Origin of the sequence: Synechococcus sp. CBW1108 (genome assembly GCF_015840335.1) — a bacterium.
Lineage (GTDB): Bacteria > Cyanobacteriota > Cyanobacteriia > PCC-6307 > Cyanobiaceae > Cyanobium_A.
The window spans coordinates 2,131,334-2,146,419 of sequence record NZ_CP060395.1 but is presented as its reverse complement, the minus strand read 5'-3'; the positions used below and the strand labels follow the sequence as shown (position 1 = coordinate 2,146,419).

The following is a 15,086-nucleotide window of genomic DNA, read 5'->3' as shown; positions in this document are numbered from 1 at the left end:
ACCTAGCGCGGCTGCCAGCGGTGGCGGGCCAGGGGCAGGTTGCCGGCGGCATCGACGAGGATGCCTTCGGCCAGCAGAAGCTTGCGCTGGATCCAGTCGCTGCCCTCGCGGCTGGGGGTGAAGCTGATCTGGCCTTTGGCATTAACAACCCTCTGCCACGGGATCTCCGACGGCAAGGGCAGCCGCCGCAGCGCCCAACCCACCTGGCGCGCCGCGCCATAGGCCCCGATCAGCTCGGCGATCTGGCCGTAGGTGGCCAGCTGACCGCGGGGGATGCGGGCGACGGCGGCATACACCTGCTGGTCGAAGGAGGGGGTGCGGGGCATCGGCAGGGCAGGCTCCCGCCCGAGAGCTTCCTAGGATTGGGTTAAGCGCGATTGCGAACCGTGCGTGGCTCCATGGTGATCAACCCGCTGCAACTCCGGGCCCTGGAACCACTGGCCAGACGATATGTGTGGTGGAAAACACCGAGCGAGAGCCTTGCCAATCCCCACCGCCTGCTGGCCCAGCTGATGAACATAGGGGCCTGGCAGGACGTCGAGCAGCTGCGCGAGGTGGTCGATGACGACATCCTCCGTGACGTGCTGCGCACGGCCCAACCCGGGGAATTCAACCGGCGCTCCTGGAACTTCTGGCACCTATGCCTGGAGATGCCCCACGGGCCCGATCTGCCCCCGCTGCCCCAACGGCAGTTGCCATGAGCCCGACCGATCCGCGCGAATCAGGCGGGGCCCTAAAGCCCCAACTCGACATCCTGCCGGCGGAACAACGGGCGCTCTGGGACGAACTGGCGCCGTTGCGGCAGCTCGGATTCGTGCTTTACGGGGGCACTGCTATCGCCCTGCGTCTGGGACACCGCGTATCAGTGGACTTCGATTTCTTCAGCAATGCCCCGCTCAACCGCGAACAGCTCTGGGCCCAGTTGCCCTGCCTGCGGTCCGGCACCCTGCTGCAGGATGAATACAACTCAATCACTAGTTTAGTTAAAGCTGGGGCACCTAATGCTGGGGCCAAAACTGTGAAGTTGTCCCTATTTGGTGGGTTGCAGCTGGGAAGGATCGCCACGCCCCAGACCACCCAGGATGGGGTGGCTCTGGTCGCTTCGGAGCGGGATCTGTTGGCCACCAAATTGAAAGTTCTGCTGCAACGGGCTGAAAGTAAGGACTACATCGACATCGCAGCATTGACGCCCCATGACTCCGATCTGGCCTGCGGCCTGAGTGGGGCAATGGCCCTCTACGGCTCCACGTTCCAACCGACTGAAGCCCTCAAGGCCCTGGTGTTCTTTGAAGATGGCGACCTCGAATCCCTACCCCAGGCGGTCCGCGCACACCTGCAGACTGCCGTGATCCGCGTGGGGCATCTGCCGGCAGCCCCGGCGATTGTTCCGCTACTGGCTCCGCAGCTCACCTGACGCCATGCCCCTGCTGCCCCGCCGCTTCGAGCGGCTCAAGGCCGTGCTCAATCGGCGCATGGGCGATCTCACCGTGGTGCTCGAGCAGGTGGATAAGCCCCATAACCTCTCGGCGATCCTGCGCAGCTGCGATGCGGTGGGGGTGCTGGAGGCCCATGTGGTGAGCCTGGCGGGCCGAACCCCCACGCTCAATGGCACGGCCAAGGGCAGCGAGAAGTGGGTGCCCCTGCATCGCCACTGCGACGCCGACTGCGGGACGCTGCTGGGCGCCCTCAAGGCCAAAGGCTTTCGGCTCTATGGCACCCACCTTTCGGCCGAGGCGGTGGACTACCGCAGCTGCGACTTCACCGGCCCCTGCGCCTTTGTGCTGGGGGCGGAAAAGTGGGGCCTGAGCGCCGCAGCGGCGGCCCTGGTGGACCAGCCGATCGTGATCCCGATGCAGGGCATGGTGCAGTCGCTGAATGTGAGCGTGGCCTGCGCCACCTTGTTGTTTGAAGCGTTGCGCCAACGCCAGGCGGCCGGGCTACTGCCCAGCCACGGTGAGGGGTTGCCAGCGGAGCGCTACGACCACCTGCTGTTTGAGTGGGCCTACCCGGAGGTGGCCGCCTGGTGCCAAAGGGAGGGGCGGCCCTACCCGGCCCTCGATGGCGAGGGGGCCATCAGCGAAAACCTGCCCCGCAGCCTGAAGATGCGCTACTGAGCTGGGCTACTGAGCTGGGCTACCGAGCTGTGCTGCTGGCGCTGGGGCCACAGGGATCCTGGCTGATTCTTGCCGGGCCTCGGGCAGACGGTCGCCCGAAATTAATGCAAAATGGTGGTCAAAACTCCATTTCGGCTGCGTATATGGCGTCAGTCAGACGATTTTTGCAGCCGCCGCCCGGCAGCTTCTTCCTGTTCGGCCCTCGCGGCACCGGCAAATCCACCTGGCTGCAGCAGGAGTTTCCCGAGGCCCTGCGGGTGGATCTGCTGGCACCGGAGGTGCTGCGCACCTATCAAGCCAAACCAGAGCGACTGGCCGAGCGGATCGCCGCCGCTGGGGCTCGGGCCCACACGGTGGTCATCGACGAAGTGCAGAAAGCGCCCCAGTTGCTCGATGTGGTGCATGGCCTGGTGGAACAACGGCGTGACCTGCGCTTTGTGCTCACCGGTTCGAGTGCCCGCAAGCTGCGCCACGGGGCCGCCAATCTGCTGGGAGGGCGGTTGCTGGCGCTCCCTATGGGGCCGTTCATGGCTGCCGAGCTCGGCCAGGAGTTTGATCTGACGCGGGCCCAGGCCATCGGGCTGGTGCCCCTGGTGTGGCAGGCCGTGGATCCCCAGGCCACTCTGGCGGCCTATGCCTCGCTGTATCTGCAGGAAGAGGTGCAGGCAGAAGCCCTGGTGCGTCAGATCGGCGATTTCGCGAGGTTCCTGGAGGTGATCAGCTTTTCGCAGGGCTCATTACTAAACCTGGCCAACCTGGCCCGAGAAGCCGAGATTCCCCGCAAACGGGCAGAAAGCTATCTGGGAATTCTCGAGGATCTGTTGATCAGCTTCCGGCTGCCGGTGTTTCAACGGCGGGCCCAGCGGCAGCTGGTGCAGCACCAGAAGTTTTTTTACTTCGATGCCGGCGTGTTTCGCTCCCTCAGGCCCTGCGGGCCGCTGGATGCGCCGGAAGAGATTGATGGCATAGCCCTCGAATCCCTGGTGGCGCAACATCTGCGGGCGCTCTGCCAGCTGCGGCCCGGGGGCGCCCAGCTCAGCTTCTGGCGCACCCGATCCGGATTGGAGGTGGATTTCATCGTCTATGGCCCCAATCTGTTTCTGGCCATTGAGGTGAAACGCAGCCGTCGCATCGACCGCAGCGACCTCAAGGCGCTGCGGGCCTTCGGCGAGGACTACCCGGAAGCCGAACGCCTGCTGCTCTCCTTTTGCCCAGAGCCGCTGCTGATCGATGGAATCCGATGTGAACCGCTCGAAACCTGGCTGCGGCAACTGCGCCCCTGAAGGCAGCTTCAGCTGCCAGAGCGCTGGGCATTGCCCCCACTGAGCCAGCTCTCGAGCCCCTCCCCCAGAAACGACAGGCCCAGCACCAGCACAAATAAAGCCACGCCGGGGTAGAGGGCGGTCCACCAGATGCCGGTGGGGAGGGCGGTGAGGGCCTGCTGGAGGTCGCCGCCCCACTCGGGGATGGTTTCCGGCAGGCCAAGGCCGAGGAAACCGAGGCCGCCTAGCACCAGCACCGCATCGGCGGCGTTGAGGGTGAGCAGCACCGGCACCGAGGTGATCACATTGCGCAGCAGGTAGCGGCGGAGGATCCACAGGGGCCCGGCCCCGAGCGACTGGGCCGCCTCTACATAGAGCTCGGCCTTCACCTGGGCGCTCTGATTGCGCACGACGCGGAAATACTGGGGGATGTAGACCACGCAGAGGGCAGCGGCGGCATTGGGCAGGCCGCGGCCGAGCAGAAAGGCCATCACCACGGAAAGCAGTAACACCGGCAGGGTGTAGAGGGTGTCCATCAGCAGCACCAGCAGCCGATCTACCCAGCCGCCGAGGTAGCCGCTCACCATGCCGAGGGGAACGCCGACCACCAGGGCGATCACCAGGGCCAGCAAAACCACCTGCAGAGCCACGCCACTACCGGCGAGGGTGCGCACGCATACATCCCGGCCGAGCCGATCGGTGCCACACCAATGGCCCAGGGAGGGGGCGGCGTAGATGGGGTTCTGCAGGCCGGAATTGGGTTCGGGCACCCAGCCCAGATGCACCAACAGGGGCGTGAGCACTGCCACCAGGGCGTAGACCACCACAATCACCAGACCCCAGCGGGCCATGCGGCCCGAGAGGCTGGTGGCTGGGCGGAGAGTCAGTAGAGGCATGGGGCGACCTTAGGCAGGGCCTCGCTGGCGAGATGCAAATCGGCAGCGAAGAAGCTGCAGCCTGAGTCTCTCAGCAAAATCTCCTGCGATTCTCGGCAAGGGCCCATTGCCCGCCCCATTGGCAGCCGATACCTTGAGCTCAGATGTTTTTCTGGCAAGCAAAAACGATCTATGGCAACCACCATCCTCAGAGCCAGGCTCCGGCACCGGTTGATTCAGCAACTACCGTTCCGACCTAGGAGCTTAAGTTCGGGCATCGATCAAGGCTTCACCCTGATCGAGCTCCTAGTTGTGGTAATTATTGTTGCTGTCTTGGCGGCTATTGCACTACCCTCATTCCTGAACCAAGCCGACAAAGCTAAATCAGCTAGCGCAAAGGCCCTTGCCAGCGCTGGTGGCAAAGAGTGCCAAGTATATATGTTAAGCCCTTCAGACTACGGCGGCGTATTTCCAAATCAAACCGCATCAGGTGACACCTCCAAAATCACATTCTCCAACACTTGTTCCAATGCCGGCACAGGTGGCGTTGCCACAGCCACAGTCGTAGGCGGAGTGCACAATGGCTTAACCGCCACAGCCACAGTTGCAGCAGACGGAAAATTAACGCTTGGAGGCACTTTGCCCTAGAGAAAATATTGGCTCACTATGGACCAACATTCCACCAAAAGAACAATAAACATACAGCCCCCTTTTTTAATTAACCGCAATTTAACACGTCTGCCTACATTTGATTGCCTTAATGGCCCGCCTCAGAAATACATTCTCGTCCGAAATGCAGCCACCTGCTCGTAGAGGCTTTCAGCGTCTGTCAATAATACAAAGGGTCAACTCGCCGGATCGACACAATAAAGGCTTCTCATTGGTCTACGTGCTCAGCGCCACGATGATACTCATCGCTGGCACGGCCGCGCTTCTTAATCAAACAACCAGCACCATGATTGGCTCTATCTTCCAGGGCCAAGGCAGGGAGGCCCGCAATGTGGCAAGAAGCGGAATGAGTTATCTGATAGGCCAAATTAATAAGGAACAAAATCGCCACCTAATAGCAGTACTAGACAGCCAAATACAAGAAGGCCAGGACCGAACAGCCGAAAACACATTATGGAGTGACAGTCAGGCCGTAAATTACCATTTCAATCCATGCATAACCTCTTTAGATAGTGCGGGCAACATAAGGAAAGTTCCCCCAAGGCTAGCAGAAATCAACTTGGGCCTCCGCCAAGAAAACAATGGTTTTTTCTATATCAGCGAAGACGGCGCCATAAGTAAAAATCGAAACGGCGCCACGCGCGCTTTTCGGATTGTCAACAGGGATAGGGCGGATTTCAAACTAGCACGCAAAAACAATTTACGGCTGCTTGATGATGAGGGGACCAGGGGAATTTTCCGGCTTAGTGTTGAATCAGCGATCTACCGTAATGGCCAAAGCAATGAATTGATATCGAGGACAATTCTTCAGGAGGATTTTGCTGTTATCCCCAAATGCTGCAAGGCTTCATTTGGTGGATATCTGGATCCAAGCAGCAATAAACAGCGTGGTCACGGCACCACCAACTATGCGATTACTAGTTCAAGCAATCTCTCAAACAACTTATGCATGCTTCCTGGACTAAGCCCCCACGGATTCGGGATCGTCGTAGGAGCAGGAGGAGTAGGAGGATTTATTAGAGCCACTGGTAGCCCAACCATTCGCGACAGCAATGAGACAACCATAGATCCCATTTATTGCATCTCGACTAATCCTAGCCAATGCACATCTGCATATAACAATTCGACAAATAAAATGGTCCGGTTGGACGTTACTCTACCTCCACCACCCCAATATCCCGGTGGGTTCAACGGCACTCCACCCATCTTGAAGTCTGGCGCGTCTGCCGCCAACCAACTTTGCCAATACAACGATTCAACCAAGCAAACCATCTGCAATGCGGCTGGAGTGACTAGCTCAACGCAACTGCCCAATAACTGCAAGCTCTATCGAGAAGCAGTGCATTGCATTTACAGCAGCATCGAGGTCAACTCCAATGATACCTTGGTTTTTGTCAGTGGCAACAATACTCGCCAGATCAGACTCTACTTTCCAGCTAGCGGCGATGTAATTAAGCAAAAGGGAGGCGGCAGCATTAAGCATTGCAAGGATGGTTGCACTGCACCTGTCACGAATATCACCGACCTTTCATTGTTTGGATGTTCACTCCAACGCAAAGACCCTGGCTGCGGAGCCCAGAACATCGACATCAAGGGATCAGGGAGTGGGGCTGGGTTCTACGTTTTTGCGCCCGAAGCCACAATCAATCAAACAGGCACGGCGGCCTTTCAAGGCGTCATCTGGGCTAAAGGGATTGACATGACTGGCACTACAGCCGCACCAACTGTGCCTGCCAGTGGTGTGGCTGATGTTTTTATTCTGCTTGGCATTCTTCCTGGCGCAGACAACACCTTCAGCAGCAGCATCACTGGCCAGGCGTCCCCCCCCACAGATCTCTTCGCCTGGGATATGAAGGCACGTAGCACCAGTCGATTCCGCTTCTTTGGGAATTATTGAGTCATGCGCTCGGCTCGCCTACCGAGGAAAACCCATCGAGCGGCCGAGGCGGGATTCAGCTTGGCGGAGATGGTCGTTTCTGCTGGCTTACTGACTGTTTCGAGCGTTGCACTGATGAGCGTCCTTAATTCTTCAATCTCATCTGTCAAAAGCATCAGCAGCCGGGACCAGATCTTTGCAGCGGTTAGCGCTGATCTAGCCAGGGCTGAAAAGCTCAATGACTACTTCACCTGCTTCACTGGGAACTGCATCGTACTCGACCTAAACGGCCCTGCTCCCGGTAAATATCAATATGCCCCAAGCTCCAACGACCAAATCAATTATAATAAATTCCTGACTCTCTGCAAAAATAACCCAACCAATCTTTCGACTGGATTAGTTGCTACCATAAATCAACTCCCCCCTATCACGATCAACAATGGTGGAAGCCCTATATCCATAAACCGGACCGCCCGGCTACATCCAAACAATGGGTCAGATCAGTACTTATACATAGTGGAATGGAGCCCACCCCAAGGGCCCAAAACCCAGCTCATCCTCTCTCCAACCGTTGGCCAGTGGTGTCCATGAAATGGAGCCGACCAGGGGGGCATGGCTTCAGTTTGGCTGAACTGCTGGCTGTGGTGGCGATCCTCGGTGTGCTGGCGGGCCTCGGTATCCCAGCCCTGATTCAGAACCACAAAAGGGAGCAGCTCAATGCGCTCACCATAGGGCTGGCCTTCTGGCTTCAAGAGGTGCGACGCTCCGCCCTAAGGGGCAATACCTGCGAGGTGAAGATCAGCACTGGCCTAATCACGGATGGTGGAACTATAGCCAGTATCGTATCCAGTATCGATGGAGAACCCATTCCACAGACATGCGCAATACCCAACAATCCCTACCTACTTACCGAATCAGCTATGGGTGCAGATTATGAAATCTCACCCACCGTGGATACCTTCTCGTTCACCCCGCGTGGCAGCAAGTTTCCGAGCACGGATGTGCTGATCACCATTGCCATGGCCAATGATGGCCCTGCTCGCTGCATCCAACTCAATGGCCTGCTTGGCAATCTGGAAATGGGCAATGCCAGCAATGGCAGCTGCGTTCTGACAAAGTTCTGAAAGATGAAAGCAACGTCAAGACGCCGGCCTACACCATTGCTGCAATCGGATACCGGCTTCTCCCTAGCTGAACTCGCAGTGGGCGTGGCGGTTGGTGCCCTGCTGATTATGATCACAATCACTTTGCTCTCTACACTCCTGCGCACGCATCAGCGCTTGGGAGGGCTAAGCAGACTGCAGGAGCGTTGGTCAAGGGTGCAATTTCTGCTCGACGCCGAAATCCAGGAAGCTCACAACTTGCAAAACATTACCAATGGCCTTCAGCTGATCAGCTGCGAACCTGAATCTGATCAAAATTTCTATAAGAGTAGTGATCGCTGCAGCAACGGAGCAACACCAGCCACAGGTTCGCCTGGGCATGATATAGCTATATGCTATGAACTGACTCCAGATTCGGCGCCAGGCACTTTCCGGCTCCAGCGACGTGGGCCAATGATCGAAATAAACGGATCACTGCGCAACGAGGGCACCAAAAAAACCTGTAATGACTATGGGCCCCAAGTTGTAACAACTGGGGTAGAAGAATTTGAGGTGCTTGAAATCACCGATCAAAACGTCCAATACTCCTTGGCTTTTCGCGATCCCCTCGATCCAAACGGCTCCACTTACAAGAAAGAATCCAGCGCCCGGGTCCGTATCAGGCCTCTATGAATCCAGGAGAAGTTTTTTGAATCCTCAGCCACGGTCAGCCAGCACCCCCTGCACCCGGCTCTGACCCTGCAGGGTTACGCGCACCACAGCGCCACTGATGCGCTCAGCCCTGGTGCCCGCCACCTGCAGCCCATCGAGCACAACCCGATTCAAGCTAGCCCCAGCACTCGGTTCACCATCGAGCCCGAAGGCCGGCCCGCAACGCATCAGCACCGCACCCCGCCAGATGGCACTGGGCGGCTGGCCCAGGGTGTAGGTGATAGGCCCAGTACCCGTTCCCACCCCCGGCTCGAAATGGAGCAGCACCTGGCGGCCCGCCAGGCCGCAGGCTGGGCTGCTGCCGCCGGTGCCACCGATCGTCAGCCGGCTTGCCCGCGCCCCATCGGCACTGATCAGGGCCAGCGCCCGGCCTGCCATGGCACGCTGCCGCAGGCGCTCCCCCAGCTGCTGGTTGCCGCGGGTCTCCGCCAGCACGGCCTGGAGCATCACCCCCACCAGCAGCAGCCCACCGCTCAGCGCCAGCAGCAGCTCCAGCAGCGACATCCCAGCAGCGCCACTGCGGCGCCTGGTGGCTTCAGGCGGGTGCACAGCTGCCCTCCCGCCAGTGGCCCACCCGGGTAACCCCCAGCGGCAACGCCATCACCACGCAGCGCTGCAGCGGTGTGCCCGCCACCGCCAGCACCACCGTGCCGCCATCGAGCAGCAAGCCATTACTACTGAATCGCAGCGCTGCCGGCAGGTTATGGGTCAACTCCAGCGCGCCTGCTCCCACCCCTTCCTGCAGGGGCAGGGGCTGGGCCAGGCAACTGGGCAGTCCGCCCCCATTGGGGCCCTGCCATCCCTGCTGACTCAGGGCGATGGCGCAGGGACGGCCCAGCCGCCCAGCCTGCGCCCGGCCCTGGTCCAGCCCGGCCAACACTAGGCGCGTTGCAGTTTCCAGCTGCTGCTGGGCCAGCCAGCGCCTGCCACTGCCAAAGGCCAGCCCAGCCAACAGGGCCAGCACCGCCACCGCCACCAGCAGCTCCGCCAGGCTCAATCCCGCCGTCGCCCGCTCATCCCGGCGTGCCATCACCGCCTGCCTCCGGGGTTGGGGAACTGCTGCAAAAGCCCATCGCCGCCGCATCGAGCCAACGCTGCCGCTGGGGCAGCCCCGGCGCCTGCAAGCGCAGCCAGAGGCCGCCGACCTGGGGCTCCAGCTGGCGTTCGAGCCCAACTGCCAGGGGCGCCTTGGCCAATTCGGCCGCCATCGCTGCCACCGCCAAGCTGCAATCGCCGGCCAAGGGAGCGGCCAGCGCCTGCTGCAGGCGCTGTTCAGCGGCCAGCAGGGCCCCATCAACCTCCACCAGCTGCTCCAGGCCCAGCTCCGCCCCGCGGCTGGCCGCCACCGCCGCGGCCCAGATCTGCAGGGAACCACTGCTGGCGCCCGCGAGCAGCAGCGCCGCCACCAACACTTCGGCGAAGTTCATGCTGCCCCCGGCTGGGCCGAACGCAGCCCCAGCTCCCGCAGGGCGCCATTCACTAGGGCAAACGCGGCCGTGGGGCCGCCGCTGCTGAGTGCCAGCCGCAGCTCGGCACCCGCCGGCGTGGGCGCCAGGCTCAGCAGCCGGAAGGAATGGCTGCCGATCTGGCCCTGCTGCAAATCCTCGGGCGCCTCAGCCGCCAGGCAGGGAGCCCCGTCCCACTGGGAGCTGGGCAGCTCCAGCAAGCAGGAGTGGTGCAGCTTGAGCCGGCCCACCAGCTGCTGGGCTGCTGAGCTGAGCAGATCCTGCTGCTGACGCAACTGCAGCTGCAACTGCAAATGGCGCCGGGCCTCCAGGGAGGCCGTTTGCAGCGAGAGGCTGCCAACCATAAGAAGCAAGGCTGCCGCCGATGAGAGCGGCAACAAAAAACCCTGCTCTGCTGCCGGATGGCGGCGCTTGAAGCTTGACCATTGTCGGATAGACCAGGAAGCCATGGCTGAAGGGGCTTGCCAACCCCTTCAGCATTCCCACAGGGTCAGCTGGCTAGGCGCTGATCTCTTCTTGCCAGAGGGCGTTAGCTTCGATGTGGCGGCCTTCGTTGGTGAGCTGGCGCACCCGCTGCAGGGCCTGGCGCCTCAGCTGCTGCTTGAGGGCTTGCTGGGCAGCCTGGTGGGCTGAAACGAATTGGGGGAGCTGGGGATTGGCTTGCGGCATGGCTTTAATTACCCTCGCCACTTATATGGGTCTTTCAATCATACACCCTGACGAATGGTTTGGCTGGGGCCCGCTTACTGGTTGAGCTTCAAGACGGCCATGAAGGCCTCCTGGGGCACGTCCACCTTGCCCATGGCCTTCATGCGCTTTTTGCCCTTGGCTTGCTTTTTGAGCAGCTTTTTTTTGCGGGAGATGTCGCCGCCATAGCACTTGGCCAGCACATCCTTACGGATGGCGCTGATGCTCTCACTGGCGATGATGCGGCTACCGATCGATGCCTGGATCGGAATCTTGAATTGCTGCCTGGGGATCAGCTCCTTGAGCTTCTCCACCAGACCCTTGCCCACGTTGTAGGCCTTATCACGGTGCACGATCGTGGTGAGGGGATCGGCTTTTTCGCTGTTGATCAGCACATCGAGGCGCACCAGCTCATTTTTGCGATAGCCGATCAGGCTGTATTCCATCGAGGCATAGCCCTTGGTGCGGCTCTTCATCTGGTCAAAGAAGTCAGTCACCACCTCAGCCAGGGGCATCTCGTAGTGGAGGGTCACCCGGTCTTGGGTGATGTATTTCATGTCGATAAACTCGCCGCGGCGCTCCTGGCAGAGCTCCATCAGGGCGCCGTTGTAGCTGTTGGGGGTGTAGATCTCGAGCTTCACATAGGGCTCTTCGATCGATTCGCGCTTCTGGGGATCCGGCAGGGTGGCCGGGTTGTCGACCATCAAAGTGCTGCCATCGACCATGTTCACCTGGTAGATCACCGAGGGGGCTGTGACGATCAGGTCGAGGTCGTATTCACGCTCGAGCCGCTCCTGCACGATCTCCATGTGCAGCAGCCCCAGGAAGCCGCAGCGGAAGCCAAAGCCCATGGCGCTGCTGGTTTCCGGCTCAAATTTGAGCGCCGCATCGGAGAGCTGCAGCTTGCAGAGGGCGTCACGCAGGTCGGGGTATTGGTCGGCGTCGGTGGGGAACAGCCCACAGAACACCATCGGCTTGGCCTCTGCGTAGCCCGGCAGCGGCTCCGCCGCCGGATTGGCCGCCAGGGTGATCGTGTCTCCCACCCGGGCATCGGCCACTGCCTTAATCGAGGCAGCCATGTAGCCCACCTCGCCGGCATGGAGGCTCTCCACCTGGCGCTGGTCTGGCGCCATCACCCCCACTTCATCGAGCTCCACGGTTTTGCCGCTGGCCATCAGCAGCACCTTGTCCTTGCGGGCAATCACCCCACTGATCACCCGGAAATAGACGATCACGCCCCGGTAGGGGTCGTAGTAGGAATCAAAGATCAGGGCCCGCAGCGGTTCGGACACCCGGTTGGCCGGTGGGGGCACCCGCTCCACCACCGCTTCGAGGATCTCGGGGATGCCCAGGCCCGTTTTGGCGGAGCAGGCAATCGCCTTGGAGGTATCCAGGCCGATGATCGCCTCGATTTCCTCCTTGATCCGCTCAGGATCCGCCCCGGGCAGGTCGATCTTGTTGAGCACCGGGATGATCTCCAGATCATTTTCCAGGGCCAGATAGACATTGGCCAGGGTCTGGGCCTCCACCCCCTGGCTGGCATCCACAACCAGCAGGGCCCCTTCACAGGCCTGGAGGCTGCGGCTCACCTCATAGGAAAAGTCCACATGGCCTGGGGTGTCGATCAGGTTGAGGATGTAGTGCTCACCGTCGGGGGCCGTGTATTCCATGCGGGCCGCCTGGAGCTTGATCGTGATGCCGCGTTCGCGCTCCAGCTCCATGTTGTCGAGGAACTGGGCCTGCATGTCACGGGCAGCGACCGTGCCGGTGTCCTGGAGCAGGCGGTCGGCCAGGGTGGATTTGCCATGGTCGATGTGGGCAATGATGCAGAAATTGCGGATCCGCTGAACGGGAACATCTGTCATGGCGCGATCCTAAGGAGGGGCCCTAGGACGGCGATCCATTCCTAGGCTCGGGGGAGCGAAATGCCGGAGTGCCCGCCATGACCACTGACACCACCACAGCTGAAACCAGCACAGCGCCCGCCGAGAGCAGCGACCCCCACGCCCTCACCCTGGAAAACGTGGAGCGCACCCTCGATGAGCTGCGCCCCTACCTGATGGCCGACGGCGGCAACGTGGAAGTGGTGGAGATCGACGGACCGATCGTGAAGGTGCGCCTCCAGGGCGCTTGCGGCTCCTGCCCCAGCAGCACCATGACCCTCAAGATGGGCATCGAGCGCAAGCTGCGCGAAGCCATCCCCGAGGTGAGTGAAGTGGTGCAGGTGCTCTGAGCCCAAGCCGGCAGAGCCTGAGACAGATCGCGTCAACGGTGGCACTGATGGAAGGGGCGCAGCCGAGCTCCCCATCAGTGCTTTTGTTGTGGTGGGCGGTGATCGACGACTTCTGCAAACAGCTGGTGGCCCGCCACCCCGCCAGCACGGCCGCTGGCTGCTGGGGCTGACCGCAGCTGAGCCGAGCTCCGCGAGGGCCATCGACACCAACCAGACATGGCAGCTGCTGGACCGCGAACTGAGCAGCGATGCCCTCCACGCCGATTCGGTGATCCTGTTGCCCGCTGACCCTGGCCGATCCGGCCCTGCTGCCCCTGGCCGTTTTGGCCCGGCCGCCCTCCAAAACGCCCGAGCAACTGCTCAGCCAAGTGCATCAGCGGCTGCAAACGATTGCCGATCCGAATCAGCGACGTCGCACCACCAGTGGCTGCCAACTACTGGCCGGCCTTAGCTTTTCTCGAGACGTGATTCAGCGTCTCCTCGCCATGAGCATCCTCGAAGACTCCTCCGTTTATCAATACATCGTGCACAAGGGCCTTGAGCAGGGGCGCCAGCAAGAAGCCTGCACCTTGGCTCTGCGCTTGCTCGAGCGCCGCTGCGGGACCCTCCAGCCAGCCCAGCGCGCCACAATCAGCGCCCTGCCTCTGGAGCGCCTAGAAGCGCTGGTGGACGTGGTGCTCGATTTTCAAGGCACGAACGACCTGCTGCGGTGGCTCGAGCAGTCCTGATCGCAGTCGCCCCTTAGGCTTTCGGGCTCCAATCCCCCCTCCGAGCCCGTGCTCGACCAGCGACTGCTGCGCGAAAACCCCGAGCTGATCAGCCAGCAGCTGGCGAGGCGCGGCATTGAGGTGGACCTGGCCAGCCTCCAGGCGATCGCCCTGCAGGAGCGGGACTGCGAACAGCGCCGCAGTGAGCTGCAGGCCGAGGGCAACCGCATCGGCAGGCAGGTGGGCCAACTGATCCAGGCCGGATCGGCCCCTGGCGGCCCCGAGGTGAGGGCCCTGCGCGACCAGGGCAACGCCATCAAGCACAAGGTGGCCGGCCTCGAGGAGCAGGAGAAGGCCTTGGAACAGGAGATCCACGCAGCCCTCAGCGCCCTGCCCAACTTGCCCTCAGCCGACGCCCCGGATGGCCGTTCCGAGGCCGACAACGTGGAGATCAAGCGCTGGGGCAGTCCACGGGTGGAGGAGGGTCTTGAGGAGCACTGGCAGATCGGCGAGCGGCTGGGCCTGTTTGAAACCGAGCGCTCCGTGCGGATCGCCCAGAGCCGCTTCATCACCCTGATCGGAGCTGGCGCCCGGCTGGAGCGGGCCCTGATCAACTTCATGCTCGACCTGCACAGTGCCAAGGGTTACCGCGAGGTGATGCCGCCGATCCTGGTGAACAGTGCCAGCCTCACCGGTTCGGGCCAGCTGCCCAAATTCGCCGAGGAGAGCTTCCGCTGCGCCGACGACGACCTCTGGCTCACCCCCACCGCCGAGGTGCCCATCACCGCGCTGCATCGCGATGAGCTGATCCCCACCGAGCAGCTCCCCCTGCGCTACGCCGCCTACACCCCCTGCTTCCGCCGCGAAGCCGGCAGCTACGGCCGCGACACCCGCGGCCTGATCCGCCTGCACCAGTTCAACAAGGTTGAGCTGTATTGGTTCTGCACACCCGAGCAGTCGGCCGCCGCCCACCAGCAGATCACCGCCGACGCCGAAGCCGTGCTGGAAACCCTCGAGCTGCCCTACCGCCGCATCGATCTCTGCACTGGAGACATGGGCTTCTCCGCCGCCCGCACCTTTGACCTGGAAGTGTGGCTGCCCGGCGCCGTCTCTTACCGCGAGATCTCCAGCTGCTCGGTGTGCAACGACTTCCAGGCGCGCCGCTCCGCCATCCGCTTTAAGGAAGGCAAATCCATCCAGCTGGTGCACACCCTCAACGGCAGCGGCCTGGCCGTGGGCCGCACCATGGCCGCCCTGCTCGAAACCGGCCAGCAAGCCGATGGCTCCGTTCGCCTGCCCGCCGCCCTAGTGCCCTACTTCGGCAGCGACACGATCCCAGCTACCTGAGATCGTTCCCCATGGAGCTCAGCCGCCCCCTGCCCC

At 61.6% G+C, this 15,086-nt stretch carries 20 protein-coding genes; 12 read left to right on the top strand and 8 right to left on the bottom strand.

Annotation, left to right across the window (positions count from 1 at the left end; genetic code table 11):
- Positions 1 to 2: 2 nt before the first annotated feature.
- Positions 3 to 326 (bottom strand): MGMT family protein, encoded by a 324-nt coding sequence (locus H8F27_RS11705; RefSeq protein ID WP_197148241.1) that lies wholly within the window; start codon positions 324 to 326, stop codon positions 3 to 5.
- 72 nt (positions 327 to 398) lie between these two features.
- Between H8F27_RS11705 and H8F27_RS11700 the strand changes: the two genes are divergently transcribed.
- From H8F27_RS11700 to H8F27_RS11685, 4 genes are all read left to right on the top strand, one after another.
- Positions 399 to 701 carry a hypothetical protein gene (locus H8F27_RS11700; RefSeq protein ID WP_231596231.1) on the top strand — a complete coding sequence of 101 codons (303 nt, stop codon included), beginning with the start codon at positions 399 to 401 and terminating at the stop codon, positions 699 to 701.
- Positions 698 to 1,414, top strand: coding sequence for a nucleotidyl transferase AbiEii/AbiGii toxin family protein (locus H8F27_RS11695; RefSeq protein ID WP_197148239.1), 717 nt, complete (start codon positions 698 to 700; stop codon positions 1,412 to 1,414). The genes H8F27_RS11700 and H8F27_RS11695 overlap by 4 nt, the downstream gene beginning before the upstream one ends.
- 4 nt (positions 1,415 to 1,418) lie before the next feature.
- Complete coding sequence (gene trmH, locus H8F27_RS11690; RefSeq protein ID WP_197148238.1) at positions 1,419 to 2,114, top strand: tRNA (guanosine(18)-2'-O)-methyltransferase TrmH; 696 nt, start codon at positions 1,419 to 1,421, stop codon at positions 2,112 to 2,114.
- A 143-nt stretch (positions 2,115 to 2,257) separates the two neighbouring features.
- Entirely contained in the window at positions 2,258 to 3,397 is a 1,140-nt protein-coding gene (locus H8F27_RS11685) for an ATP-binding protein (protein WP_197148237.1), read from the top strand.
- Positions 3,398 to 3,405: 8 nt separating this feature from the next.
- On the opposite strand, the gene H8F27_RS11680 is transcribed toward H8F27_RS11685, so the two are convergent.
- A complete protein-coding gene (locus H8F27_RS11680; protein ID WP_197153531.1) occupies positions 3,406 to 4,227 on the bottom strand; it encodes an ABC transporter permease in 822 nt (273 codons plus the stop codon).
- Between the two features lie 216 nt (positions 4,228 to 4,443).
- Here H8F27_RS11680 and H8F27_RS18300 point away from each other — a divergent pair, with 216 nt between their 5' ends.
- The 4 genes from H8F27_RS18300 to H8F27_RS11660 all read left to right on the top strand — a co-directional run bounded on the left by H8F27_RS18300 (position 4,444) and on the right by H8F27_RS11660 (position 8,571).
- Positions 4,444 to 4,899 carry a prepilin-type N-terminal cleavage/methylation domain-containing protein gene (locus tag H8F27_RS18300; protein ID WP_197148236.1) on the top strand — a complete coding sequence of 152 codons (456 nt, stop codon included), beginning with the start codon at positions 4,444 to 4,446 and terminating at the stop codon, positions 4,897 to 4,899.
- Between the two features lie 241 nt (positions 4,900 to 5,140).
- Positions 5,141 to 6,817 carry a hypothetical protein gene (locus H8F27_RS11670; RefSeq protein ID WP_197148235.1) on the top strand — a complete coding sequence of 559 codons (1,677 nt, stop codon included), beginning with the start codon at positions 5,141 to 5,143 and terminating at the stop codon, positions 6,815 to 6,817.
- A 500-nt stretch (positions 6,818 to 7,317) separates the two neighbouring features.
- On the top strand, positions 7,318 to 7,920 hold the full coding sequence (locus H8F27_RS11665; RefSeq protein ID WP_370594409.1) for a Tfp pilus assembly protein FimT/FimU: 603 nt from the start codon (positions 7,318 to 7,320) through the stop codon (positions 7,918 to 7,920).
- Positions 7,921 to 7,956: 36 nt separating this feature from the next.
- Positions 7,957 to 8,571, top strand: a complete 615-nt coding sequence (locus H8F27_RS11660; protein ID WP_197148233.1) for a hypothetical protein — start codon at positions 7,957 to 7,959, stop codon at positions 8,569 to 8,571.
- 24 nt (positions 8,572 to 8,595) lie between these two features.
- Here the strand turns inward: H8F27_RS11660 and H8F27_RS11655 are convergent, their stop codons facing one another.
- From H8F27_RS11655 to lepA, 6 genes are all read right to left on the bottom strand, one after another.
- Positions 8,596 to 9,114 (bottom strand): prepilin-type cleavage/methylation domain-containing protein, encoded by a 519-nt coding sequence (locus tag H8F27_RS11655; RefSeq protein ID WP_197148232.1) that lies wholly within the window; start codon positions 9,112 to 9,114, stop codon positions 8,596 to 8,598.
- Between the two features lie 31 nt (positions 9,115 to 9,145).
- Positions 9,146 to 9,640, bottom strand: coding sequence for a GspH/FimT family protein (locus H8F27_RS11650; RefSeq protein ID WP_197148231.1), 495 nt, complete (start codon positions 9,638 to 9,640; stop codon positions 9,146 to 9,148).
- Positions 9,624 to 10,037: a hypothetical protein gene (locus H8F27_RS18125; protein WP_197148230.1), complete on the bottom strand. Its 414-nt coding sequence runs from the start codon at positions 10,035 to 10,037 to the stop codon at positions 9,624 to 9,626. Before H8F27_RS18125 ends, H8F27_RS11650 begins: the two co-directional genes overlap by 17 nt.
- Positions 10,034 to 10,429, bottom strand: a complete 396-nt coding sequence (locus H8F27_RS11640; protein WP_197148229.1) for a hypothetical protein — start codon at positions 10,427 to 10,429, stop codon at positions 10,034 to 10,036. Before H8F27_RS11640 ends, H8F27_RS18125 begins: the two co-directional genes overlap by 4 nt.
- A gap of 145 nt (positions 10,430 to 10,574) precedes the next feature.
- Positions 10,575 to 10,745 carry a hypothetical protein gene (locus tag H8F27_RS11635; protein ID WP_197148228.1) on the bottom strand — a complete coding sequence of 57 codons (171 nt, stop codon included), beginning with the start codon at positions 10,743 to 10,745 and terminating at the stop codon, positions 10,575 to 10,577.
- A 74-nt stretch (positions 10,746 to 10,819) separates the two neighbouring features.
- Complete coding sequence (gene lepA / locus H8F27_RS11630; protein WP_197148227.1) at positions 10,820 to 12,628, bottom strand: translation elongation factor 4; 1,809 nt, start codon at positions 12,626 to 12,628, stop codon at positions 10,820 to 10,822.
- A gap of 77 nt (positions 12,629 to 12,705) precedes the next feature.
- Between lepA and H8F27_RS11625 the strand changes: the two genes are divergently transcribed.
- The 4 genes from H8F27_RS11625 (at position 12,706) to serS (ending at position 15,050) form a co-directional block, all read left to right on the top strand.
- Positions 12,706 to 12,996 carry a NifU family protein gene (locus H8F27_RS11625; RefSeq protein WP_197148226.1) on the top strand — a complete coding sequence of 97 codons (291 nt, stop codon included), beginning with the start codon at positions 12,706 to 12,708 and terminating at the stop codon, positions 12,994 to 12,996.
- Positions 12,997 to 13,043: 47 nt separating this feature from the next.
- Positions 13,044 to 13,166, top strand: coding sequence for a hypothetical protein (locus tag H8F27_RS18045; protein WP_255517693.1), 123 nt, complete (start codon positions 13,044 to 13,046; stop codon positions 13,164 to 13,166).
- A 153-nt stretch (positions 13,167 to 13,319) separates the two neighbouring features.
- Positions 13,320 to 13,724, top strand: coding sequence for a DUF4351 domain-containing protein (locus H8F27_RS11620; protein ID WP_197148225.1), 405 nt, complete (start codon positions 13,320 to 13,322; stop codon positions 13,722 to 13,724).
- Between the two features lie 48 nt (positions 13,725 to 13,772).
- On the top strand, positions 13,773 to 15,050 hold the full coding sequence (gene serS / locus H8F27_RS11615; protein ID WP_197148224.1) for a serine--tRNA ligase: 1,278 nt from the start codon (positions 13,773 to 13,775) through the stop codon (positions 15,048 to 15,050).
- The last annotated feature ends 36 nt before the right edge of the window (positions 15,051 to 15,086 follow it).